The organism is Salimicrobium halophilum, from assembly GCF_900100295.1.
In the GTDB taxonomy this organism is placed as follows: Bacteria; Bacillota; Bacilli; order Bacillales; family Halobacillaceae; genus Salimicrobium; species Salimicrobium halophilum.
Window position 1 is genome coordinate 232,645 of the sequence record NZ_FNEV01000003.1, and the last position, 23,133, is coordinate 255,777.

Genomic DNA, 23,133 nt, shown 5'->3' on the forward strand with positions numbered 1-23,133 from the left:
CTTGTTCCTTTCTTATACGACGTTATTGGTTCTTCTTAAATGAAGAGTAATGGTGATCAGCAACGTGAGTACTACAATCATCAGCCCGGAAATCGTGAACCATCCGGCTGTGTATCCTCCGCTCACGTCCACCATCAGGCCGAAGAGCGGTGGAATCGTGATAACTCCCATCGATCCGAGCATGATGCTGAAGCCGCTGGCGAGCCCTGACTTTTCCCGGGGGACAAGTTCCGACGCCACGTTCCTCCATATTCCGTTGAAACCGGATATGGCAAAACCGAAGACAGCGACGATAGGTATCATCGTTACGAATCCGGTTGTTTCCGGCACGAGAGCGACCGTCGTACTCGAGAGAATCGTTAGTACTGCAATAACCAGCAGAATGATAATACGTTTTCCTTCAAAAAAACGGTCACTGATCACACCCCAGCCGACTCTGCCTAGAGATCCGCACACTTCGGAAACGACGAACAGAATTCCTGCGAGATAGAGAGATATGTTCAGTTTTTCATGAGCGAAGAAAACGATGTACGTGTTCAGCGTCATCTGCGAGCCGTTCAGGCACAAGGCGCTCAGACTTACGTACAGCAAAGGTTTGTTCTTCGTCATCGACCATAGCGATGCGTAGAATTTTTTGAGCGATTGCTTCTCCCCTTCTCCTGCCTGTTCATGATCCCTGTACTTGAAATAAGACAGGGTCCCTAAAGCGACCAGAAGGATACCAGCGATAAAAAGTACGGGTCTCCATCCGTACGCGACTGCTAGCGGTAAAAGAATCAGCCCGGATAGCGCAGATCCGAGCGTAATTCCCATCTGTTTGATTCCCATGGCGGTGCCGCGGCGTTTCTGGTCGAACCAGTACACAATTCCACGGTTCGTCGTCGGGTGCATCGCTCCATATCCGATGCCTCCAATGCCGATCAGCAGAAGCAGCAGCCAGTAAAAGGAGTGAAGCGTGATGGCCATGAAGCTGAGCCCTGTGCAGAAAGCGACGCACAATAACAGCAGTCTCGACCCGACCCGGTCGACGACAAACCCTGCCGGAATGGAGGCCAGGGCCTGTCCGATAAACAAAGCGGACGGAAGCAGTCCTACTTGCGCCTTGCTCAATTCGAAATCCTCTCCGATCAGCACGCCGAGCGGCCCGAGGCTCCTGCCAATGAAAGCGACCATGATTTGTGCCATCAGCAGCCAGAGCAGCATTTTCCATGGATTATAATGAAACGTTTGGTTCTCGAGCGTTTTGTATCCCTGCATCATTACTCATCTCTTTTTCTCTAGATTACGCTTCCACTTTCAAAGACGTCATTTCTTCCGCTTCCGATTCTTCCTTCGCAGAAGTCGTGACGAAAAGCGATCCGACGCCGGCAATGGAAACGTTCACCAGTAGCCCGATAACCCCTCCATGGATTCCGAATACCGTTTTGAACCCGGTGAGCGTCATTAGACCTGCGATCAACGCACCGATCAACATGCCCCAGAAGACAGGCTTCGCGGACAACCGCTTCCAGTATAGCCCGAGAATGATTGCCGGCGCTACCTGGACGAGCAGTTCGAATTTCAGAACGAAAATTTCATATAATGTCGCCGGAGGGTTCCAGGCAAGCCAAAGGAGGGCTGCTACGGCGATGATTCCCCCTACTTTTCCGACCATGACTTTCTTATGTTCCGTGGCAGTCGGATTCACGAACCTTCCATAGATATCATTCGAGAGCATCGATGAAAAACTGAGAAGGACAGAGTCCGCTGTCGATACGATGGCCGCAACGATTCCTCCGAAGAAGATGATCATGATCCAGTAGTAGAAAGCGTTGATACCTGCGATTTCGTTCGCCATCATACCGACGAGCTGCTCCGATTCCCCGCTTGTAAGCCCAGGGAACATCATGATACCGATGATACCGATGACAAAGACGAGACCGGTCGTGAGCGGTGGCATCCATGCCATACGGGATAGGGACTTCTTCAATGTCTTCTCACTCTGAGCAGAGTAGATTCGCTGAACGGCATGCGGATAAATGGCTGCCCCGAAGCCTACGAGAATAAGGATACTGAACCAGTTGACTGCGGCATCCATCGGTGGCACGCCTACTTTCGCCGGTTCGTTTTCTGCGATGAATGCTCCGACATTCCCGAAGTTTCCACCTACGAGATAAAGAGAACCTGCAAGGAATACGATAATCCCGAGCATCAGTACGACACCCTGCATGACGTCCGTGAACGCTACAGCTTTCATTCCACCCATCCACTCATACGCAAGCATAACCAGAACGAAAGCGATAACGGCGAACTGATAAGGAATCGTACCACCTGTAAGTCCGGAAACCGCCTGACCGATGGCAACCAGCTGTTCAAGAAGATAGTTTCCCAGTCCCCAAAGCATAAGTATAACTGCGAGAATCGTAACCGGATTGGACTTGAACCGGTAATGGATCCAATCGGTCGGCGTAACGAAATTCATCCTTTTCGAGATGACATAAAGTCTCGGTGCAAACAGCAGGTAAGCTGCGATGATGATTGTCATGAACGAGATGGACTGCAGCCAGCCGAATCCCATACGATAAGCAGTAGGGGCATATCCGACGATTGTGTTCCCGCTGTACTGCGTGGCATACAAGGTGAAGAACAGAGCGATGATTCCAAGATTCTTACCGGCCAGAAAATAATCGGACAGGCTGTTCTGCAGATTCTTCCCTCTCCCTGAAAGATAACCGATCAACAACATGACAAGCGCATAGGATACAAGAATGATGACGCCATCTGCACCCGAAAAAGCTAAATCCATTCAATGACCTCCCCGTTTATTTTTCCTCTTCTTCCAAGTCTTCGACGATGTTCCATTGCGTCGCGCATAGCCAGCTCAGATAACCGCATAACACGAGCGAGAACATGAGCGACACAAACGCCCAGGCCGGAAACCCAAGTACGAACGTAACTTCTCCCCCTTTAGGGAAATACCACGGGACAATCGCAAGCATGATCAATACGACGCCGATCCAGATCCACTTCTTCTTGATCGGTTCTCTTACCTCATTATTTTCCATAGGGCACCTCCGCAGGTCTGAATTTTCAAAAAAACAAGGCCAAAAAAATTCACTCCAGACAACGTTACTTATGTAGCGACATAGATGTCCTCCTTTTTAAATTGAAATCGCTTACAAAGAATTTATTTTTTACCGGGGAGATATGAACTCCCCGATATCCTAAATGATGCCTTTCTTCTGCAGTTCTTCGATGTCTCTCTCGGAATAATTAAGTACATCCCGGAAGATGTCTTCGTTATGTTTGCCCATTTTCTCAGCACCTGGAAAGTTGACTTTCCCTGGCGTGCGGCTCAGCTTCGGCACGACTCCCGGCATCGGGAAGTCTCCGAGCTCTGGATGATCGACGTTAACGATCATGTCCCGTGCCTGATAGTGAGGGTCTTCGACGATATCTTTCGCTGAATAGATGAGGCCGGATGGTACTCCCTTTTTCTCCAGCAGTTGAAGTAACTCGTCCGAATCCAGGGTCTTCGTCCATTCTTCGATAAGAAGGTCGAGCTTCTTCATGTTCTTCCCGCGGGCTTCATGGGTGGCGTACTCCGGATCTTCCGCCAGTTCCTCCCGCCCCATCGCTTCACAAAGACGGCGGAAGACACCATCGGCATTCGCACCGATGACGACATAGGTCTCGTCTTTCGTCTGATAGATGTTGGACGGGGCTACCCCCGGCAGGATGTTGCCCATCCGTTCGCGGACGAAATCAGCAAGCAGGTAATCCGGAATCAGACTTTCCATGACGGAGAATACCGATTCGTAAAGCGCGGTGTCGACGACCTGCCCTTTTCCGGAAATCTGTCTTTCATTCACCGCTACAAGGCAGCCGATAGTCGCAAACAAGGCAGATAGCGTATCCCCGATAGAAATTCCTGTTCTTGTAGGGGCCCGATCATTATAGCCCGTTACATAACGGAGTCCACCCATCGCTTCCCCGACACTGCCGAATCCGGCTCTTTCTTTATACGGACCGGTCTGACCGAATCCGGAGGTCCGCACCATGATGAGACCCGGATTGATTTCCGACAGCTCTTCATAGGAAAGGTTCCATTTCTCCATCGTGCCGGGACGGAAGTTTTCGATTAAAATATCCGCTTCTTCCACAAGCTCTTTCAGCACATCCTGTCCTTCTTTCTCCCGAAGGTTCAGGGTGATAGACTTCTTATTCCGGGACTGGACCGGCCACCACAATCCCGTGCCGTCCTTCTCCTTGCCCCAGCCCCTCATCGGATCCGCTTTACCCGGCGGTTCCACCTTGATGACCTCCGCACCGAAGTCTGCAAGCAGTCTCCCGGTAAACGGTCCGGCCAGCAACGTACCGAGTTCCAATACTCTCAAATTGCCTAAAGGCATTTGTTCATCCTTGTCCATGATGCTATTCCCCCTGACCGATTTTTCTGAATATTCCTGAATCTTGTGTACATAATAACAGCATTGTATACAAAAAATCAATACTATTTTTGAAAGCGTTTTATTTTAGGTTATTTACCTATATTATGGCAATTATAAGCGATATTTTCTGAAAATATTGAAAATGTTTTCATTTTTGTATACACTAATAGTGAGGTGAGCTCATGAATGCATACAATTACATTAAAGAAGGCATAACCCAGGGGAAATTCGCTCCCGGCATGCGTTTGACCGAAGAATATCTGGCCAAAGAGCTGGATCTGAGCCGGACGCCGATCCGGGAAGCGATCAAAGAATTGAAATCAGAAGGACTGATTATTCCGCAGAAACGGGGAATCCGGGTCCGGGAGTTCACGAAAGAGGACATCCGGCAGATTTATGACCTGCGGACCCTGCTCGAAGGATACGCTGCGTCTCAGGCAGCCCTTCACCGCACGGAAGAAGACCTGGAAGTTTTGCGAGCAGCGAATAACGTATACGAAGACAATATCCTCAATTACGAGGAAGACAATTTTGACCAGATCATCGAAATCGTAGAAGCGAACCAGAGATTCCACGAGGGATTCATTTCCGCTTCGAAAAACGAACATATCAAATTCCATATATCCAAAGTCGTCGTAGTACCGATCATTTTCCGCTCCTTCTACTGGTATAATCATGAGAAATTGAAACGGTCGCTCGACTACCACAACATTATTTTGACAGCCATTGAAAACCAGGATCCGGAGCGGGCGCGGATCGCTGCCCATGAACATATCTACCAGGGACGCGATCAGGTTCTTAGTCAAATGGAGAAATTCAGTGAATCGGAGGAGGAGAATGAATGATCGAGATTTGTGAAGTAGGCCCGCGAGACGGGTTGCAGAACGAAGCGAAGCAGATCAGTACGGACGTGAAAGTGGAACTCATCGAGAGATTGATAGACGCAGGAGTCAGGAATCTCGAAGTAGCATCTTTCGTCAATCCGAAAGTCGTGCCGCAAATGGCCGACGCCGAAGAAGTGCTGAAGCGACTGCCAGACTATGAAGACGTCCGCTACACGGGGCTTGTGCTGAGCCAGTCCGGGGTAAAGCGCGCACTGGAAACGAAAGTCGATGTCGTCAATACGGCGATCACAGCAAGTAACGAATTCAATTTAAAAAACGTAAGGCGGACCGTTGATGAAAATCTTGCGGAGCTCGTGAATGTTCTGAAGACTGCCAAGGGAGAAGGTAAAGGCATAGCCGGAATAATCGGTACCGCATTCGGTTGCCCTTATGAAGGAGAGATTCCTGTAGACCAGGTGCTACATGTAGCGGAAGGTCTCGTAGAAGCCGGCTGTTATGAACTGACGCTTGCAGATACAACAGGACTCGCCAACCCTTTCCAGGTGAGAAAAGTGGTGAATAGCGTTAAAGGGGCTTTCGGCAATGACATCAGTCTCGGTCTTCATTTTCACAATACGAGAGGGCTAGGACTTGCGAATACGCTAGCCGGTTACGAAGAAGGTGTGCGCCGCTTCGACTCTTCCATTGCCGGGCTCGGCGGATGTCCGTTTGCTCCGAAAGCGGTCGGCAACGTCTGCACTGAAGACATGGTCCACATGTTCCACGAGATGGGTAAAGCGTCTGGCACGGATCTCGAAAAATTGGTGGCAACGGCCCAGTGGTTCGAGACATATATGGAGCGTCCGCTTGATGGTATGGTAATGAAAGCTGGTACTGCTTGAGGTGGATTGGCCCCTGAACTTTGTGGTTCAGGGGTCTTTTCTTATGAGCTTTGCGGGACGTTCGGGCTAGCGGGGCTTACTTGAGTGTCCCGCTTATTTCATACCGCGCCGTTCGCAGGTGGTCCCAGGAGATGAGTGGGGGGGGCAAATGTATTTGCGGGACATTCAACACAACCGTGCCACCTCTGAACGGCGCAAGTGCATTCAAATGGTTGTACCTTCCCGGCAAACGGGAAGGTAGGTTGGAAGATCCTATTCTGGCGTTGCGGTACGTTCGTTCCTGGAATTCTTTCATGAACGGTTCGTTTCTTTTGTATTGCACCGTACGCGCGCTTATCCATGGATGCGAGCGGTCCATTCCTGAATGAACGGTACACTCAGAACAAAACATCTTCCGCGAACGGTCCATAAGGGCTATTCAAATCTCCAATTCAAAAAAGTGCCGGAACACCGGCACTTTTTCTGATATCCATTATTTCACGGACCCGCTCACCAAGCCTTCCACCAAATGCTTCTGCAGAAGAACGAAAATGATGATGACCGGAAGTACAGAAATCGTGGCAAACGCCATCAAGTTATTCCATTCGATACCATAACGACCGATAGCATTGAAAATTCCTGCTGTCAGCGGCCACAGTTCCTGATCACGGTTGAAAGTGATACTGAAAATGAGGTCTCCCCATGCGAAGAAGAAGGAGATTGCCCCGCATACGAGAACACTAGGCAGGGAAATCGGAAGAATCACCTGTAGAAAAGCACGTAACCTGCCACACCCGTCAATGCTCGCCGCTTCCTCGAGTTCTTTCGGAATCCCCATGAAGAACGTACGGAGCAATAGTACAGAAAACGGAACACCAAGCGTTGCCGTCGCAAGGATCGGGGCCACATAAGTATTCAAGAGACCCGTATTGTTGAATACGACGAACAACGGCGTCAGCACAACCGTAGCCGGCAGCATCTGCGTTACGAGGAACACGAGCATCATCAGTCCGATCCCTCGGACTTTAAAACGTGCCAATCCATAAGCTGAAGGGACGGATAACAGAAGCACTACAATCGTTGCACATCCCGCAATGATGACACTGTTCAGAAAATACTGACCCACCCCACCGGAGATGACGGTGAGGAAACTATCAAGCTGAAAATTCTGTGGGAAGAATGTCGGCGGTGTCTGGAATACTTCATTCTGTGTTTTGAACGCTGTAATGATCATCCAGTAGACCGGAAATAGAAACAATCCAACAATGACGATGCCCGTTATGCTAAGAATCCAGTTTTTTCGTTTACTCATATCAAACCCCCTCGTCTTTCTTGATCATTCTCAAATAGATCAGGCTGATGATGAACAAAATGGCAAACAGCACGTTCGCGACCGCTGCCCCGAGGCTGAACTCGAAATCCGAGAAGGAATAACGGAAGGCAAGCGTCGACAATACTTCCGTCGAATTGATCGGACCACCGCCGGTCATAACATAAACGACATCGAACACTTTGAATGTATAGATGAAACCGAGCATCAGCACGACAAGAAGAACCGGTTTCAATAGAGGCAAGGTGATGTGAATCAACTTCTGCCACCAGTTCGCACCGTCCAGACTCGCACTCTCATAGACATCCTTCGGCAAACTCGACAATCCTGTCGACAGCAATAGCATATTGAACGGAATGCCGACCCAGATGTTAGCGATGATGACACTCCACAAAGCTACATCCGGACTGGATAACCACCCGATCGGTTCGCTGATCAGATTGGCGTTCAAGAGCATCTGGTTGAAAATCCCTTCCTTCGATCCCATCATGAATTTAAACAATAAAGCGGTAACTGTCAGTGGAATCAACCAACTGATCATCATGAGCCCCCGCAGGAACCCGGCTAATTTGAATTTCATACTGAAGAAGGAAGCAAGTAGAAATCCGATAATCACCTGAAATAAGACACTCGCAACCGTATAGATCAGCGTGTTGACGACGGATATGCCGAACACCCCTTCTACCATGATGGTGCGATAATTCTCGAAGCCTACGAACTGTTTATCGTCTGTTGCCAGGTTGCTCAGGTCCACGTTCTGGAAACTGAGCACGATATTGTAGATCAGCGGATAGCCGATCAGAACTAACATGAATATGACTGCCGGGAGTACAAAGACGTATCCCTTCCATTGAGTGCGGATTTCTTTCCACATAGGAAGCACCCCATTTCTCTCCTTTTGTCTGACTCGTTGTTTCCTTACACTTCCTTGTGTTACTCCTTGATCGGCAATGATGCATCCCCCCTCAAGAATAGCGGAATCGTTTCAAGCGATGCCGGACTTTCGATATATTGGCCACCTTCAAACGTTTCTCCCGTATGAGCATTCGTCCACGTATCTCCTTGTGGCAGATACACCGTACGACTTCTCTCTCCTTCATGGAGAATCGGTGCTACGAGAAGTTTCGGGCCAAACATGTAGGCATCCTCGACGTTCCAGGCTTCCTTATCTCCGGAGAAATCATAGAACAATGGACGCATAACCGGCGTTCCCTTTTCGTGCGCCTCCTGCATCAACTCTCTTATGTAGGGCCGCAGACGTTCCCGCATATGCATGTACTTCTGGAAAATTTCATAAGCTTCTTCCCCGTAACTCCACACTTCATTAGCTGCCCCACTCGCGCAAAGGCCGCCACCACTGTCTCCGAGCGGTTCCTGATGCGGCTCACGGTCCCCATGAAGTCGGAACACCGGACAGAAAGCACCGTACTGGAACCAGCGAATGATACACTCACGGAAATCCGGATCATCTGTCCAGGCTCCCTGAAATCCACCGATATCTGTCGTCCACCACGGAATCCCGGCAAGTCCCATATTCAGACCGGTGTGGAACTGGTTTCTGAGAGAGGCGAAACTAGAGTCTACATCTCCGGACCATACGAGTGCACCATAACGCTGGCTACCTGCCCACGCACAGCGGACGAGGTTGACGATATCTTCCTCTCCTTCTTCCTTCATGCCATCATAGAAAGCTTTCGAGAACAGTGCCGGGTAAATGTTACCGACTTGGGCGTTCGAACCGATATGGTAGCGATAATTTTCGAAATCATAGACGTTGTACTCCGGCTCCGCTTCATCCAGCCAGAAAATCTTGATGCCTTTGCCATAATAGTTCTGCTTCGCTTTCTCCCAGATGAACTCCCTTCCCCCGGGGTGGGTGGGATCGAAATAGACGGTGTTTCCGAGGAAATCATGCGTGATGCGGATCCCTTTCTCCGTCCTCGTCAGATACCCCTTCTCCAGCATCTCCTGGTAGTTCTCACTCTTCTTATCCACGGTCGGCCAGATAGAGACCATAAGCTCGATGCCCATCTCTTCCAGTTCTTTCACCATACCTTCCGGATCCGGCCAGTAGTCGGGATCGAATCGCCAGTCCCCTTGCGTCGGCCAGTGGAAATAGTCGACGACGATCACGTCGATCGGTAGCTCCCGCTTCTTATACTCCCTTGCCACTTCCAGAAGTTCTTCCTGCGTCTGATAGCGTAATTTACATTGCCAGAACCCGAGCCCATACTCCGGCATCATCGGCACGGTTCCCGTTGCGCGGGCATACGCTTCTTCGATTTCGGCAGGCGACTCTCCGGCCGTAATCCAGTAGTCGAGCTGCTTCGTCGATGTCGCCATCCATTCGGTGATGTTTTTCCCGAAGGTTACCTGTCCGATTGCCGGGTTGTTCCATAGGAAACCGTAACCGAGACTCGACAGGGCAAACGGCACACTTGCCTGGGAATTACGTTGAGCTAGCTCAAGTGTACAGTTCTTCAGATCGAGAAACGGCTGCTGGTACTGCCCCATGCCGAACAATTTCTCTTCGGGATCCGATTCGAAACGCTGGGTCAATCGGAAATCGCCGCCGAGATTCGCTTTGAATTCGCGGGCATCGATTTTAAGAGCGCTGGTGAATTCTTTAAGATTCTTCCGGTTCCGTACGTATTCCTGAAGGAGAATTTCCCCTTTCTGATTATAGAATGTCGTTTTCCCCGCTGCTTCTGCGGAAACGACGGCTGTGATCTTTCCGTTTACAATCGTCGCTCTGTCTTCTTCGATCGTGATGTCCGCTGTCGTTTGTGCCTGCGGGAGCAGCGCCCAATCTTCCTCCATCATCGTAGTCAGTTCCGTGGATCGTATGCGCAGGCTATCTTCTCCCCATGGTTCAATCCACATTTTCTCTCCGTCGTATTCTCTGATGAGTTTCTGTCCTTCAACGGTAAACATGCATTCCACACTCCTCTTAATCGGGGCAGCGGAACTGCCCCGTATCCATTTATTCCTCTGCTTCTATCTCTTCTATTTCTGTTGCCGCATCTTCAAGTGCTTCTTCGGCAGGCTTCGTTCCTGTCAGTATCTCCTGAATAGCAATCTGGATCGCCTCCGAAACGTTCGGCCAGTTCGCGGAAGGTCCTCTTGGAATCGCATTCTCCATAATAGGAACGAACTGTTTTACGTGCTCCGTGTTCTGCCAGTAATCCGCTTCGTTCAATACGTCCGATCGTGTCGGGTAATACCCTGTATCTTTGGCGAATTGTTCATTCTGCTCCGGTTCGAACAACCAGGAAAGGAAATTCCACGCGGCATCCACATCGGCGTTACTCGTTACAGCTATGTTGTCTCCTCCTGTAACGGACACGTACTCTTCATCTTTAGGAATCTGGGAAATGCCGAAGTCCACTTCTCCGCTTTCAGCAATCCGGTCGATCATCCACGGGCCATTGATCATCATCGCCAGGTTTCCTTCGATGAACTTCCTCGTCAGATCATCCTGCGTCGCATTCAGTACATCCTGACTCATGGACCCTTCGTCCAGAAGACCCTTCATAAAATTGAAGGTATCCGCTGCTTCCGGAGAATTCAGTTCCTCATATGTAGCACCAGAGGAATAAAGGAAAGGATAGAACTGGAACGTAGACTCTTCCGATCTTGTAGCGGAGAGACCAAACCCTTTCACGTCATCTGTCGTGAGAGTTGCTGCAGCTTTTTCAAGCTCGTCCCACGTCGATGGCGGTTCTTCGATGCCTGCTTCATTCAATAATTCTTCATTGTAAAACAAGCCCAGGGAATTGGTAGTAAGCGGCAGGCCGTAATACTTGTCTTGATAAACTGCTGAATTCAAAGGACCTTCGAGAAGCTGATCGGCCTCTCCCCACTCCTCTACCTGGGAGGTGATGTCAGACAGAATTCCCATCGATGCCATGGATGCATTATTGACGGTATCCGATATCACAATATCTGGAAGTGTATCTCCGGCCGTACCGACCGAGAGCTGCCTGTTCATCTCATCGAATGGTACATACTCCGCAACGACTTCCACTTCATCCTGAGACTGGTTGTATTCATCAAGCATACTGTTGAGCGCGTCTTCAGAACCTGTATAATAATGCCACAATAAAAGCTGTTTCTTTCCATCACTGCCTTCGGTCTCCGAGATTCCCTCACTATTTCCACACGCTGCCATGACTACTACCATCAACACGACCATTACCAGCACCAATTTTTGTCTCATTGCTTCCACTCCTTCTCTTCGAATACGCTTTCATTCTTCGCGAAATTTTTTTCAATTCCCTGTTTCATCCTCACCTCCCATAAAATGATGAACGTTCCTCATTTTATGAAAAATAGTAAGCCCCGCATCAGGACAGGGAAGGGGGAACCCCAGTCCTGACCCGGAGCTATCAGCTCCAGTAATACTTGGCATTGCCTCTCGTCACGATTTCAAGCTTGACGATATTGTCCTCTTTCTCCGGTGGTTTATCCAACATCAGGTAATTGAAAGCCAGTCGTACAGCAAGATTCCCCTGATAATGAGGATCCTGGCAAATCGTCGCCGTCACGATGTTGTCCTGCAGATGATGATATACATCATCGTTCAGGTCATGACCGATCAGAACAGGCTTTTTCCCTTCAAGTTGTTTCACCTGATCCGCGACTTCGGCGAGAGCTCCACAAGCTACATAGATGGCATCGACGTCTTCAACATTCTGCCTTACTCTTTCAAGAGAATCTTCCATCGATTGGTTGTTAAGGCGCAGCAATTTGACGAAGTCTACATCTCCATCTTCTATCGTAAAGGCCTCGAACCCTTGTCGTTTCTGCTTCATCTGATAAGTATCCGCTTCATCGGTGATGATCGCGAACCGCTTTCGCTCCCCTGTGAATTTGGAAGCAAGATCACCGGCGAGCTTGCCGGCCTCGAAATAATCGGCCCCTACATAGGAGAGTCTCCCACTTTCCGGAGAATCATTGTTGAAGGTGAAAATCGGAAAATTATTATTGACGGCCGATTCGATGATCGTCGTCAATGGAATACCGTCTTTCGGACAAATCACCATCCCGTCGTAGGCTTCTGAATCGATGATGGAATGGACGGTTTCAAGCTGGTCAGCAATCGTGTTGGATGTCTTCTTGATGTCTACATGAAAGCCGTAGTCAGTAATATCCTCCAGGGCATTCACAATTCCTTTCTCGATTTCTTTCCAGAAATATTCCGGATACTCCGGAAGGACGAATGCGACTTTCACCAGCTTCTTCCTTGCAAGAAAGCTTGCCGATTTGTTCGGCGTATAGTTGAGCTCCTCGGCTTTCTGCAGCACCCGGTCCACCGTTTTCGGTTTCACCCCTCCTCTATTATGTAGTACGCGGTCCACCGTGGCAGGGGACATATTCAGTTCCTCCGCGATCGTTTTCGCTGTTACTCTCATATCATTTCACCACAATCCCTTAATTCTATGATCCTCATAATGATGAACGTTCATCATTAATATTCAAAAATAAAACCGCTTTCACTTAAAGCTTGTTCTTAGTTTAACGACTGGACAAAGTTTTGTCAACCAAGCGTATCGAAATTTTCTGATATTTATTCGGCTCTTTTACATTCTGCTTTTACAAAAGCACACCTGCCCAGGGGGACAGGTGTACATTAATTCAATTGACTTTCTTCATTTTCAACGGCTCAAGAACCGCAATATCCAGACTCCTTGCGAGAATCCGCGCTCCCTTATCATGAGAAGCGAACACCAGCCTCGTTCCATGATTGATTTCATTCAGAACTCCGTTGATGATCTGTTCATCCGGATTCTTGAAATGACTGTTCTGATTCGGTCTTCTTGTCCATTGCAGACGATTGGTCCGTTGGAAATTCTCGATGATATCGAATCCGAGTTGGGCGTTCTGTCGCACTATTTTATTCTTGTTCTTTTTCAATCCTTCCAACTCTTTGAACACGGTAGGGTGCAGAAATACGTGGGATTCCGTTTCGGTCAGAATCTTGGCCATTACATCCTGGAAGTGCATAGCGAAATTCGTATCGATCGCCAGGTGAAAGCCATTCGAAATATAAAGCACCGCATTGTCGAAGTAGTTATCTCTTGTTTCTTTGTTATGCTTTTTGAAGTTCTTCTCTTTAGCCAACTTGGCATGCCCTTTCGCTTTCTTGCTGCTCTGGTTCGCCTGGATGAACACCAGAACGATGAAGGCTACGCCCATCCCTGCAATAAAATTGTCTCCCGCGTCACTGAAACGATAGATCCCGATAGGCATAGCAATCTGAATCAATATAAAGTAAAACCACGCCAGAATATAAGATCCGGCATAAGCCAACCCGCTCCCGGTAAAGAACAGGGACGACAGATACGCAATGGCGCTGGATCGATCCAGATTTTTCGCCTTTTTATTGTAAAAATGGAACAAAAGCAAAAGTGCTATATCGACAGCAAGAATCAACAGGTATGCCGCCCACGGATAGTCCTGATTATTGTATATGAAAAGTGAGATTAAAGTAGCCATCGCATGTCCTCCTTCATTTTAAAAAACAGGCCGACTTTCTCCTGCCTGGAATGATTACTCGCCCCAAGTACGGTCAGAATCGTAGATAATGGTGTATGCTCCTGTCACTGTATTTGCGATATACGCTCCCTCTTCTGTGAAACGGTACGTATCTCCGGGCATTACTTGGTCGTCCTGTCCACCCGGCGTTTCGATCATGAAGCTGTAGTCGTAATTTTCCACTTCGATATCCAACGTCTCGTCATCAGTGATCCAGATCCGGGAATAAGGTTCCATCCCATCAAATGTAACGACCGGATCCATGGTGAAAGAGTTCTGCTTCAATTCATCGTAGTAGTTCCGAAGAGCTTCCTGCTGACTTTCTGTCGGTGAACCGGAAACTTTCGAACTTGTCACCACATCACTATAAGGGAACATCGTCACTTTAAAATCTTCAGCAAAAGATTCAACGAAGGAATTTCCATAATACTCATCGTAGTCATCGTACCCTCTGATCATTTCATAGGTTTCCTGCTGTGGGTCATACGTATAGTCGAAGATATGGCCAAGCTCATGGTAGAAAGTCTCGGGTGCCCGCTCATCCGAGGCGGATATGCTGATCAGGGAAGGGAAACTTAGCGCAAAACCCGCTTCGCCGGATGTATGGATATTGCTGATGACTTCCATTCCATCGAGAAAATCGTACTCGTACGGCAGATCCAGCAGCGTATTATAGATCAACTTATCCGCCGGCAATTTTCCTTCATTCTCATCGTTCGGCCAGTAGGAGATTCTCTCTCCCATGGAACGCAGGTACTCATCCGGATATTCGGACTCTCCCTCATACAAGGTATTGTAGCGCGCTTCGATAGCTCTGCTTAAAATGTCCCTCTTCGCATAGACTGCAGATGGATAGTATTGCATCCCTTTGATATTCAACACTTCATCCATTACCTGTTCATACTCTTCTTGAAGAGCGTACATTTCCTTAAAAAGTACCTGGTTCGTTACACTCTTATTCTCTATGTAAGATTCATCTTCCTTGAGCCAGTTCCAGTAATCCATACCACTATGTACAGAGGAGATCTCCGTATTCAAAGTTTCTTCCGGCAGCTCCTGGTCGGGACTGAACGCTCCAAGCATAGATAGATCATCTACTGTCGTGAACGTCTTCTTGACCGGGTTCTTCAGGTTCACATCATTATAATCTTTCAGTGCAGCTTCGACGTACAAGGTATAAGTTTCTTCATATTTATAAAGTTCTTTTCCCTTGATATGAAGAAGTGTTCTTTCACCCTTCTGTTCGGTCTCCGCTGTGAATGCGTATGTAGCACCCTCTTCATCTTCAATCGAGACAGTTTCCTTCACACGCTCGAGGAAAATGTATTCCTCATAATCGTTCTCATACATAGGTGTCTTGAAAGCGACAGTCCATGTTTTATCAACTGGAACTCCGTCTTCATGGCCTATGTCTACGTAATCGTCAGCATTGACGGTACTTGTCATGCCGAAAGTGACTATCACTAGCATAAGCAAGTTCATCACTATTTTCTTCATTCCATCACTCCTATTCAGTTTTCCGGATCTAGTCCCTTTTACTATCGGTCTGTACCTATGACTATTGAAGGAATTCCTTATCTTCATTTGGTAAATATAAAAGTTCTCTGCCAAAATTGGAAAAAGGGTTATTTCCCCTTTACCGCAATCGACAGAGAACCTTTTAATTTACTCTACAACAATTTGAACTTTAGATGTCCCCATGTATTTACCTATTTGAATAAACCCTTCCTTACCAGAGGCGTCCTGTTTCACTTTCAGCTTCAAACCTACCTCGGTCTCAACGGAATCGAACACATCTCCACTATGCAGAATATCAATTTTCCCTTTTTCCGCCCGGTTCTGACGTAACCAAATACTCTCTCCTTCCTCGACATAAAGAGGTCTATAATCAGGAACATTCGTGTATGCCTGATTATTCTCGGAGTGGTAGTAGATAGTATAGTCAGCTTCTATCGGCTGCTCAGGATAACGAAGAACCGCTTCATGGGAATACCCTTCTCGTTCCTCTCCCCAACTCATGCTACCTCTTTCATTAGAATCTTCGAAAATAACCTCATTACTTTTTACATCCACTGACCCACTAGGAACATAAGGACTCATTTCTCTTATGATTTCGTAGCGATCCAAATAATCGTTGTGGGTAACCATAGTGCTCGCTACATGTACTCCTGTGCCTGTGTACTGAGTTTCGAACACCAATTGATCCCGGTTTCTTGTGGAAGTATGTGTAATGCTACCTTTATAATCCAGGGAAAACACCGCACTTCTCCTACCTACTTGCTCCTCATTAACATTTTGGAAGACCCACTCCTTCGTTTCTTTATCAAAAGAAGCGACACGAATGTAATGAAAGGGAGACATGCCGTAAGAAGTCGATTGGTCACTTACAAAACTAACGATAATTTCCGGAACGGCATCCCCGTTCAAATCGGCAAAATGATAATTCGGGGCTGCATCGTAATGCACAAGGTAATCCACATAACTATCTTCAATCAATTCTTCTTTCGTCACGCCTAAATAATTCAACAGATGATCAGCCCGCGCTTCCCCTACCTCTGCCGTACGAACAGAATCGGGTACCGGCTGTGACAAAAGTTCTCTAACGGTTTTCTCCTCGACCACCTTGAATGCCGCTTCCACTTTATCCTTCATCGCAACACCTGAACGAGAAGCCACCCCATCAGAGATAACGAGATTGAACCTTCCCTCTTGGTATCCCTGGGCAGGAGGATGAACAGTAACGATTTCATTCTCCATGGTGACATCAATCCCTTTAACCTGATCCCCGTTCGAATCTACTATGTAAATGTCATCTGCCGCTGCATCACTCAACGGAACGTTGAATTCTATCGTGAAGACTTTATCCCTGGGTACTTCTTCATTAAATAAAGGTTCCGCTTTAACTCCTTCTGTAAATGCTTGATCTGCTATCCCTAAAAAAACCATCATTGTCGCAATTACTACTATTATCTTTTTCATAGCTCTCCACCCTCTTCTGTTCAACATTACAAACTTTCTTTATTTTTATCGGAATACTCCTATTAGTTTAAAATAGTAAACGGAACGTTCCTTTTTGAGAAAGATAATTTACCTTGCAATGAAACATCCAGAACTGATTGGAACCCTTTAAACACATAGAAGCTGTCTTCGATATATTGCAAGACAGCTTCTAAACTTACATTATTCTATTCAGCCTCTGTATCCACATCTACATACGAAGACGAATCTGGATAGACAGGCTTCTTACTCGATCTATTGTCCTTAAAGAACTCCGTCAAATCGTACATTATTCTATCTGTAATCTCGTGACCCACACCGTAGTATAAACCGAATGCTCCCTCAGCACCTGACTCAAAGTACAACTCTTTATTGTTGTTCCACCTGGTCGGATACATCTCTTCACCCATAAACTCTCGAATCAAGTCTTTCTCTTCCGGTCCGAACGTGTCGTTGTACTGGAACGTATCATTTGTATCTTCTTCTCCCTGGTACATGAAATTGGCTACATCATTGTAGGCGCTAAGATTGAATGGTTCGCCCGTTATCTCTTCAACATCGCTGACCCCGATCGGATAGATCAATTCTTCTCCATCCTTTTCTTCCATAGGGATGATCGCCGTACTGTTCACGCCACCGGAAGCAACGGCCTTTACACGATCCGGATGCAGCGCAGCCCAACGGTTTGTAAAGTTACCTCCTGCTGAATAGCCGGACAAGAATACCTTATCCTCTTCGATTCCATGCCCGTACTCATTCAGATAAGCAATAGCATGATCGATCATCGCTTCCAGCTGCTCATCAATATTCCTCATGTCATTTATGTCTTCCATGCGTAACCCTTCACTGTCCACGCGTGACCGGAACCGGTCATCTGTTTTCATATCACCATACATATTATCAAGCATCATAGAATAACGGTCCAGTGCATGCGTATAAAAATACCCACCTTCATATCCCACTCTATATCTAGGAAACGCAGGAACCAGAACAGGTGCCCATAACCTTTCTCCCATATCGCGAATCAACGGGTGACCGAACATCTCATTTTTTGTTCTTGATAACGTATCAATTTCTTTGTTTGTGCTTCCCGTATTGTTCGGCACCACCATCAACCTTCGAGCATCATCTTCGTTGTCTTCCTTGTGACGTTCAGAAGGTAGGCGAAGGAAATAAGGATAGTTGAAACCCTCTGCCGGATCAGCCGGTATTAAAAATGTACTTCCTTCGTCATCGTTCAACTTAAGTTTCGGCAGACCAGACGTAGTAAAATTGATATAGTGCCTGTCTCCATTCTTCATATACACTTTCAACTGATAAGATGTCTCTGTATCAAGCGGCATCAAGCCGTTCTCGGTCGGCACACTCAATTCACCATCATTTACAGACAACACTTTACTCAAGTTCTCTCCGCCTTTGGCGATACCCATCAGGTCAATATCGTCTTCCACAATTCCGTACTCTTTCAAAGGTACAGAAGGATGATATATATCCATGTCCTCTTCCATGTCATGATTCATCGTTCCATTTGAAGGAGATTCCGGGTGCTCAATCGTAAAATCGAGCACCACTTCATCTTTAAGTGCTTCTCCTTCTTTTGATTTCACGTCACTGGATATGTATAAGAGGTAAGAAGCTCCCGGACTGTACCCTTCTGAGGGACTATGAACCTTCAAGGTAGTCTCGTCAATCATCTCGAGTTCTGTGTCCACTCTCTCTCCGTCCAAAGAGGTGACTCTCACTGAACTATTATCAATCGTCTGCTCATCCATCGGCGTACTGAATGTCACCGTCCAGACCTTATCCTCTTCCACCTCTGCATGCGTGGCAACAGGAAACAAGAAACAAACTATTATAAAAATAAAAGATATACACCACTGCTTCTTAGACATACACTCCACCCTTCCATAGTTTATTCATTTTAATGAACACTTATTGTCATCAGTATACCAAAAAAGTAAGTCTGAAGAACCACAAAAATATGCACACCTCTGGAATCAACTAAAGCTGTCTTTCATTCTTAAACCTCTCTGATATATACTCGAAAAGACTACTCATTCAGAAAGGTGATGGAACATGGATATCCTAAAAGAATTCGAACAGATGCCTGCCACTTGCGCTTCGGACGCTACAAAAGGACTAAATAACCTGAACCCTTCGATCAAACCGCTCTTTCAGAATCACAACATCGTCGGCAGAGCCTTTCCTGTCAAAATCACAGCTGGAGACAATCTTGGAATATTGCGAGCCATCAAAGAAGCCTCCCCCGGTGACATCCTTGTCGTCGATGGTAAAGGAGAAACTTATCGGGCTATTGCGGGTGATTTTGTCATAGGAATGATGAAAATGATGAACCTCGGCGGGTTTGTCGTAGATGGAGCTGTCCGCGATGCGGAGGATATCAAAGATCTCGACTTCCCCGTTTTCTGCAAAGGGACAACTGCTGCTGCAAGCAACAAAGCGGAACCTGGCGAAGTAAATGTACCTATCTCATGCGGAGGGGTGCCTGTTCATCCTGGGGATATAATTATCGGAGATGCGGATGGAGTTGTCGTGGTGCCTAAGGATCAGGAAGAGGAGGTTCTTGAGAAGGCGAAGCAGAAGCTCGATAAGGATGCAGCACGTGATGAAAAAGTAAAGACGCCTGAAGATGTGATTGCTTATATTGATAGTGTGCTGAAAAAATATAAAAATCATGATGAATGAGTCGTTGAGTCCGTATCCTTTTTCATGAATATATGGTATACTGAGTTTTGCGATGAGCTGATTTGCATAAGACGAGATTGACGCGCCTTTTGGCAAAGCACTATGTGGAGTGCTGTCTCTCGCGGCAAATATACGAAGACGTCCTTTCGAGGGCGTCTTTCTTTATGCTCAATGATTGATCCTTTGAAAATATTGCTCTTTTGATCCATTAAATTTGAAAATTCCCTGCTGAACGGTTCATTTCTCTTATATTGAACCGTTCAAGGCTCGACACAGTGTGACGAGTGGGTGGTAAATAAATTTGCGGTACGTTCAGGAGTGAATAGGTCTGCTGAGTGGGGCGTAAACTTTCATTCCCATCCCACTGAAGGGACTATCTTCTCATTGGGAAAATCGCTCGCAAAATCCCGGTTAATCACGCTTTTTCCTCCTTTGTTTCCCAACCCCTGATATGCAGGTATTCGACAAAAATTTAAGAATACATAGAGTATATCTTTTAAAGGAGGAATAGCATTATGAAATTCAAAAGACTTGCCACTCTGTCCCTTGCAGCCACGTTAGCCGTCGTTCCCGTTTCCGGACAAGCCTTTGCTTCCACTCAAAGCGATGATGCAAACAAGATCGAGGTCCAGCAGAAAGATGTCGCTAAACCCCAAAAGGGTGAAGTCGTCGTCACTATGAAACCTGGAAAAGCGTTATCGGACAATGCCATGAAGAACATGGGAGCCAAAGTTGTCGATGACCACAGTGACGTCGTCGATACCAAACTGAAAGTACTCGAAGTCGGAAATGTTGATGCCGTTCTGAAAGCGTTGAACCGGAATCCGAATGTAGAGTATGCCGAACCTAACTACACATTCGAGGCTACAGCTACTCCGAATGATCCGCTGTACAGCAATCAGTATGGTCCTCAAAACACAAGCACACCTTTAGCCTGGGAAACGACAATAGGGTCCAGCTCCCAGGAGATTGCGGTCATTGACTCAGGCGTCGATTATGATCACCCTGATCTCGATGATAAAACGATCCTCGGCTATGACTTCGCGCAGAACGATTACAATCCAGACGACCGTAATGGGCACGGTACCCACGTTGCAGGAACAGCTGCTGCCGAAACGGACAACGCGACAGGCGTAGCAGGAATGGCGCCGAATACGAGTATTCTGGCAGTAAGAGCATTAGGTGCAAACGGAAGCGGTTCGTTGAACGATATCGCTGATGCCATCCGTTACTCCGCTGATTCGGGAGCTGAAGTCATCAACCTCTCCCTCGGATGTAACTGTGATACACAGACGCTTGAAGACGCTGTAGATTACGCATGGAACAGTGGTTCTGTTGTCGTTGCCGCTGCCGGGAATGACGGAGTATCCACCACGTTCGAACCGGCTTCTTATGAGAATGCCATTGCCGTCGGTGCAGTCGATTCCAATAATAACATCGCCTCCTTCTCCAACTATGGGTCCTGGGTAGATGTTACAGCACCAGGGGTGAATATCGTCTCTACCGTACTTAGAGGAAACTACGATAGTTATTCCGGCACATCCATGGCCTCCCCTCACGTAGCAGGCCTTGCAGGATTGCTCGCGTCCCAGGGGCGCAGCAACACAGAGATTCGTACAGCTATCGAGCAGACTGCCGATCCGATCTACGGCACGGGCTACTACTTTGAGCACGGGTTGATCAATTCTTATGATGCCGTAACTTACTAATACCATAAACGAAACAAGCCCCTGGCAAGTTACATCCGCCAGGGGCTTTTCTTATGAAAAGAGGTGGCGCCTGAATCACAGGCCCCACCTTTCGTTTCTACATTAAATTTGAACGGAAGGAGCTGGATGGTCTTCTTCACCTGCATAATTCTGTACAGAAGGCGCAGGGTGATCTCCTTCTCCGGCAATGGCTGAACCGACCGGACCGATGGACCCAATGACAGAAAGAGCTACGACAGTTACAAGCAAGAATTTTTTCATAAAATGATTCCTCCTAAATGATGATTATTTTTAATAGTACGAAGAGATACTTCGTAATAGTGGTTCGCTTTTTTATATTTGTACAGCTTCTTGAAATGCTGCCCTAAAATGTAGGCGTACTTGACGATGTAATCCACATGTTTCTTTTCCTCGAAATAAGGAAGAGCTCCCTCTTCGATAAAAGATGCCAATTCGTTGTCGCGAGAATCATCAACCAGATAATCATAGATGTAAAAATGATAATAATACTCCCGCGAATGTTTGTGATGATGCTGCTTCATGAGGGAAATACCTTCTTCGATCCACGTTTCACAGTCTGCCATATAGCCTGCATTATAATGCTCGATGACGATACATAGAATCGTGTTCAACGTGTAGTTCACATTTGTGTTCGTCTGTTTCTTGTATTCTATACTGGCAATATAGTAGTCCAGCGCCTTCTGGTAGTCATTCTGGATCGAGTACAGGTATCCTAAGTTATGGCTTACGAGACCTTTGATGTATGTATTGTTAAGCAGGTGGGCTAATTTGTCCGCAAGCAAAAAGCTTTCTTCCGTCTTTTCATACTCGTGGATTCTTTCATAGGAAATTCCAAGTAGAATGTGGCATTCCGCTGCTCTCTCATACTGATACTTAGCGTTATAGTACTCCAGGGCTTTGTTCGTATAAAAGATGCAGTTCGTCGTCTTTCTTAATCTACTATTGATGAGGCCCATGAAATAACAGAGATCAGCAAGGTCCCATTCTTCCACTAGAAGGGTTGGCAGGGCTGCCTCGGCTTTTTTTACATTTGTAAGAGCGCTTTGAAAATCCTGGATGGTGTAATCATAAAGAGCTTTGAACCGGTGATAGTAAAAGAAGTTACGCACATTCAATGTGTCTTCATAGTCAGCTATCCCTTCCATAACTTCTTCAGCTTTTTCAACGTGGTTCACCATTAGATAATACTTGATCTTGAAGATCTCAAACCTCACATATTCCTCAATATCATGCTCTGAAATAACACCGGAGAGCTCTTCGAACATGGTATCCGCCTGATCTGATTCTTTGTGTACCACCACCTTATACCATTCATCCAAATCATCCATGGTACTTGAATCAAGGTTCTGCGGGGCAGGTGTATCAAGCTTTTCAAATAGTAAGGAAATCACCTCTTTATCAGGGATGTTGTCATTATTCTCGATCTTAGATAGGTACGAAACGGAAATGATTCCGTCCGCAAGCTCGGCCAACGTCATGTTCTTCTTCTTTCTGACAAAGCGAAGTTTCGTTCCCAGGTCCATATCCCACATCTCCAATCAAGCTACCTTATAGATATCTTACCTTTCATAGGTATGTTTTACAATAGTTGGATGATTCTCCTTTATTCCATTATTGCGAAAAAATGAAAAATTCAATAGTTTTAAGACCTTATACCCGGAAATATATTCACTATTATAATAAACTATGGTATATTTT

19 protein-coding genes are annotated in these 23,133 nt (G+C 46.9%); 4 read left to right on the top strand and 15 right to left on the bottom strand.

Features of this window, described 5'->3' with window-relative positions:
• Positions 1-12: 12 nt before the first annotated feature.
• From BLQ44_RS06770 to BLQ44_RS06785, 4 genes are all read right to left on the bottom strand, one after another.
• A complete protein-coding gene (locus tag BLQ44_RS06770) occupies positions 13-1,260 on the bottom strand; it encodes an MFS transporter (protein ID WP_245688114.1) in 1,248 nt (415 codons plus the stop codon).
• Between the two features lie 22 nt (positions 1,261-1,282).
• Positions 1,283-2,785 (bottom strand): sodium:solute symporter family protein, encoded by a 1,503-nt coding sequence (locus tag BLQ44_RS06775; RefSeq protein ID WP_093193129.1) that lies wholly within the window; start codon positions 2,783-2,785, stop codon positions 1,283-1,285.
• A 16-nt stretch (positions 2,786-2,801) separates the two neighbouring features.
• Positions 2,802-3,044: a hypothetical protein gene (locus BLQ44_RS06780; protein ID WP_093193130.1), complete on the bottom strand. Its 243-nt coding sequence runs from the start codon at positions 3,042-3,044 to the stop codon at positions 2,802-2,804.
• A gap of 159 nt (positions 3,045-3,203) precedes the next feature.
• Positions 3,204-4,409 carry a CaiB/BaiF CoA transferase family protein gene (locus tag BLQ44_RS06785; protein WP_093193131.1) on the bottom strand — a complete coding sequence of 402 codons (1,206 nt, stop codon included), beginning with the start codon at positions 4,407-4,409 and terminating at the stop codon, positions 3,204-3,206.
• 203 nt (positions 4,410-4,612) lie between these two features.
• On the opposite strand from BLQ44_RS06785, the gene BLQ44_RS06790 reads away from it, so the two are divergent.
• Positions 4,613-5,275, top strand: a complete 663-nt coding sequence (locus BLQ44_RS06790) for a GntR family transcriptional regulator (protein ID WP_093193132.1) — start codon at positions 4,613-4,615, stop codon at positions 5,273-5,275.
• On the top strand, positions 5,272-6,156 hold the full coding sequence (locus BLQ44_RS06795; protein WP_093193133.1) for a hydroxymethylglutaryl-CoA lyase: 885 nt from the start codon (positions 5,272-5,274) through the stop codon (positions 6,154-6,156). The genes BLQ44_RS06790 and BLQ44_RS06795 overlap by 4 nt, the downstream gene beginning before the upstream one ends.
• A gap of 472 nt (positions 6,157-6,628) precedes the next feature.
• On the opposite strand, the gene BLQ44_RS06800 is transcribed toward BLQ44_RS06795, so the two are convergent.
• From BLQ44_RS06800 to BLQ44_RS06840, 9 genes are all read right to left on the bottom strand, one after another.
• Positions 6,629-7,447 carry a carbohydrate ABC transporter permease gene (locus tag BLQ44_RS06800; RefSeq protein ID WP_093193134.1) on the bottom strand — a complete coding sequence of 273 codons (819 nt, stop codon included), beginning with the start codon at positions 7,445-7,447 and terminating at the stop codon, positions 6,629-6,631.
• A 1-nt stretch (position 7,448) separates the two neighbouring features.
• Positions 7,449-8,339, bottom strand: coding sequence for a carbohydrate ABC transporter permease (locus tag BLQ44_RS06805; RefSeq protein ID WP_093193221.1), 891 nt, complete (start codon positions 8,337-8,339; stop codon positions 7,449-7,451).
• A gap of 59 nt (positions 8,340-8,398) precedes the next feature.
• Positions 8,399-10,399, bottom strand: a complete 2,001-nt coding sequence (locus tag BLQ44_RS06810; protein ID WP_093193135.1) for a glycoside hydrolase family 31 protein — start codon at positions 10,397-10,399, stop codon at positions 8,399-8,401.
• 49 nt (positions 10,400-10,448) lie between these two features.
• Positions 10,449-11,684 carry an ABC transporter substrate-binding protein gene (locus BLQ44_RS06815; RefSeq protein WP_093193136.1) on the bottom strand — a complete coding sequence of 412 codons (1,236 nt, stop codon included), beginning with the start codon at positions 11,682-11,684 and terminating at the stop codon, positions 10,449-10,451.
• A gap of 169 nt (positions 11,685-11,853) precedes the next feature.
• Complete coding sequence (locus tag BLQ44_RS06820; protein ID WP_093193137.1) at positions 11,854-12,879, bottom strand: LacI family DNA-binding transcriptional regulator; 1,026 nt, start codon at positions 12,877-12,879, stop codon at positions 11,854-11,856.
• A gap of 223 nt (positions 12,880-13,102) precedes the next feature.
• A complete protein-coding gene (locus BLQ44_RS06825; RefSeq protein WP_093193138.1) occupies positions 13,103-13,963 on the bottom strand; it encodes a PIN domain-containing protein in 861 nt (286 codons plus the stop codon).
• Between the two features lie 54 nt (positions 13,964-14,017).
• A complete protein-coding gene (locus tag BLQ44_RS06830; protein ID WP_093193139.1) occupies positions 14,018-15,499 on the bottom strand; it encodes an Ig-like domain-containing protein in 1,482 nt (493 codons plus the stop codon).
• A gap of 168 nt (positions 15,500-15,667) precedes the next feature.
• Complete coding sequence (locus tag BLQ44_RS06835; protein WP_093193140.1) at positions 15,668-16,981, bottom strand: hypothetical protein; 1,314 nt, start codon at positions 16,979-16,981, stop codon at positions 15,668-15,670.
• A 206-nt stretch (positions 16,982-17,187) separates the two neighbouring features.
• Positions 17,188-18,891 carry an Ig-like domain-containing protein gene (locus BLQ44_RS06840; protein WP_093193141.1) on the bottom strand — a complete coding sequence of 568 codons (1,704 nt, stop codon included), beginning with the start codon at positions 18,889-18,891 and terminating at the stop codon, positions 17,188-17,190.
• Positions 18,892-19,075: 184 nt separating this feature from the next.
• Between BLQ44_RS06840 and BLQ44_RS06845 the strand changes: the two genes are divergently transcribed.
• Positions 19,076-19,705: an RraA family protein gene (locus BLQ44_RS06845; RefSeq protein ID WP_093193142.1), complete on the top strand. Its 630-nt coding sequence runs from the start codon at positions 19,076-19,078 to the stop codon at positions 19,703-19,705.
• Between the two features lie 515 nt (positions 19,706-20,220).
• Positions 20,221-21,414 carry a S8 family peptidase gene (locus BLQ44_RS06850; RefSeq protein ID WP_093193143.1) on the top strand — a complete coding sequence of 398 codons (1,194 nt, stop codon included), beginning with the start codon at positions 20,221-20,223 and terminating at the stop codon, positions 21,412-21,414.
• Positions 21,415-21,516: 102 nt separating this feature from the next.
• Here BLQ44_RS06850 and BLQ44_RS16515 read toward each other — a convergent pair whose 3' ends face one another.
• Positions 21,517-21,675, bottom strand: a complete 159-nt coding sequence (locus tag BLQ44_RS16515) for a hypothetical protein (RefSeq protein WP_176757455.1) — start codon at positions 21,673-21,675, stop codon at positions 21,517-21,519.
• The gene (locus tag BLQ44_RS06855) at positions 21,672-22,958 is read right to left on the bottom strand and encodes a helix-turn-helix transcriptional regulator (RefSeq protein ID WP_176757456.1); all 1,287 of its coding nucleotides are present in this window, start codon (positions 22,956-22,958) and stop codon (positions 21,672-21,674) included. The genes BLQ44_RS16515 and BLQ44_RS06855 overlap by 4 nt, the downstream gene beginning before the upstream one ends.
• Between the last annotated feature and the right edge of the window lie 175 nt (positions 22,959-23,133).

Coding starts and splice junctions, on each gene's coding strand:
- BLQ44_RS06770 (WP_245688114.1), bottom strand. CDS start 1,260: ATGATGCAGGGATACAAAACGCTCGAGAACCAAACGTTTCATTATAAT.
- BLQ44_RS06775 (WP_093193129.1), bottom strand. CDS start 2,785: ATGGATTTAGCTTTTTCGGGTGCAGATGGCGTCATCATTCTTGTATCC.
- BLQ44_RS06780 (WP_093193130.1), bottom strand. CDS start 3,044: ATGGAAAATAATGAGGTAAGAGAACCGATCAAGAAGAAGTGGATCTGG.
- BLQ44_RS06785 (WP_093193131.1), bottom strand. CDS start 4,409: ATGGACAAGGATGAACAAATGCCTTTAGGCAATTTGAGAGTATTGGAA.
- BLQ44_RS06790 (WP_093193132.1), top strand. CDS start 4,613: ATGAATGCATACAATTACATTAAAGAAGGCATAACCCAGGGGAAATTC.
- BLQ44_RS06795 (WP_093193133.1), top strand. CDS start 5,272: ATGATCGAGATTTGTGAAGTAGGCCCGCGAGACGGGTTGCAGAACGAA.
- BLQ44_RS06800 (WP_093193134.1), bottom strand. CDS start 7,447: ATGAGTAAACGAAAAAACTGGATTCTTAGCATAACGGGCATCGTCATT.
- BLQ44_RS06805 (WP_093193221.1), bottom strand. CDS start 8,339: ATGTGGAAAGAAATCCGCACTCAATGGAAGGGATACGTCTTTGTACTC.
- BLQ44_RS06810 (WP_093193135.1), bottom strand. CDS start 10,399: ATGTTTACCGTTGAAGGACAGAAACTCATCAGAGAATACGACGGAGAG.
- BLQ44_RS06815 (WP_093193136.1), bottom strand. CDS start 11,684: ATGAGACAAAAATTGGTGCTGGTAATGGTCGTGTTGATGGTAGTAGTC.
- BLQ44_RS06820 (WP_093193137.1), bottom strand. CDS start 12,879: ATGAGAGTAACAGCGAAAACGATCGCGGAGGAACTGAATATGTCCCCT.
- BLQ44_RS06825 (WP_093193138.1), bottom strand. CDS start 13,963: ATGGCTACTTTAATCTCACTTTTCATATACAATAATCAGGACTATCCG.
- BLQ44_RS06830 (WP_093193139.1), bottom strand. CDS start 15,499: ATGAAGAAAATAGTGATGAACTTGCTTATGCTAGTGATAGTCACTTTC.
- BLQ44_RS06835 (WP_093193140.1), bottom strand. CDS start 16,981: ATGAAAAAGATAATAGTAGTAATTGCGACAATGATGGTTTTTTTAGGG.
- BLQ44_RS06840 (WP_093193141.1), bottom strand. CDS start 18,891: ATGTCTAAGAAGCAGTGGTGTATATCTTTTATTTTTATAATAGTTTGT.
- BLQ44_RS06845 (WP_093193142.1), top strand. CDS start 19,076: ATGGATATCCTAAAAGAATTCGAACAGATGCCTGCCACTTGCGCTTCG.
- BLQ44_RS06850 (WP_093193143.1), top strand. CDS start 20,221: ATGAAATTCAAAAGACTTGCCACTCTGTCCCTTGCAGCCACGTTAGCC.
- BLQ44_RS16515 (WP_176757455.1), bottom strand. CDS start 21,675: ATGAAAAAATTCTTGCTTGTAACTGTCGTAGCTCTTTCTGTCATTGGG.
- BLQ44_RS06855 (WP_176757456.1), bottom strand. CDS start 22,958: ATGGACCTGGGAACGAAACTTCGCTTTGTCAGAAAGAAGAAGAACATG.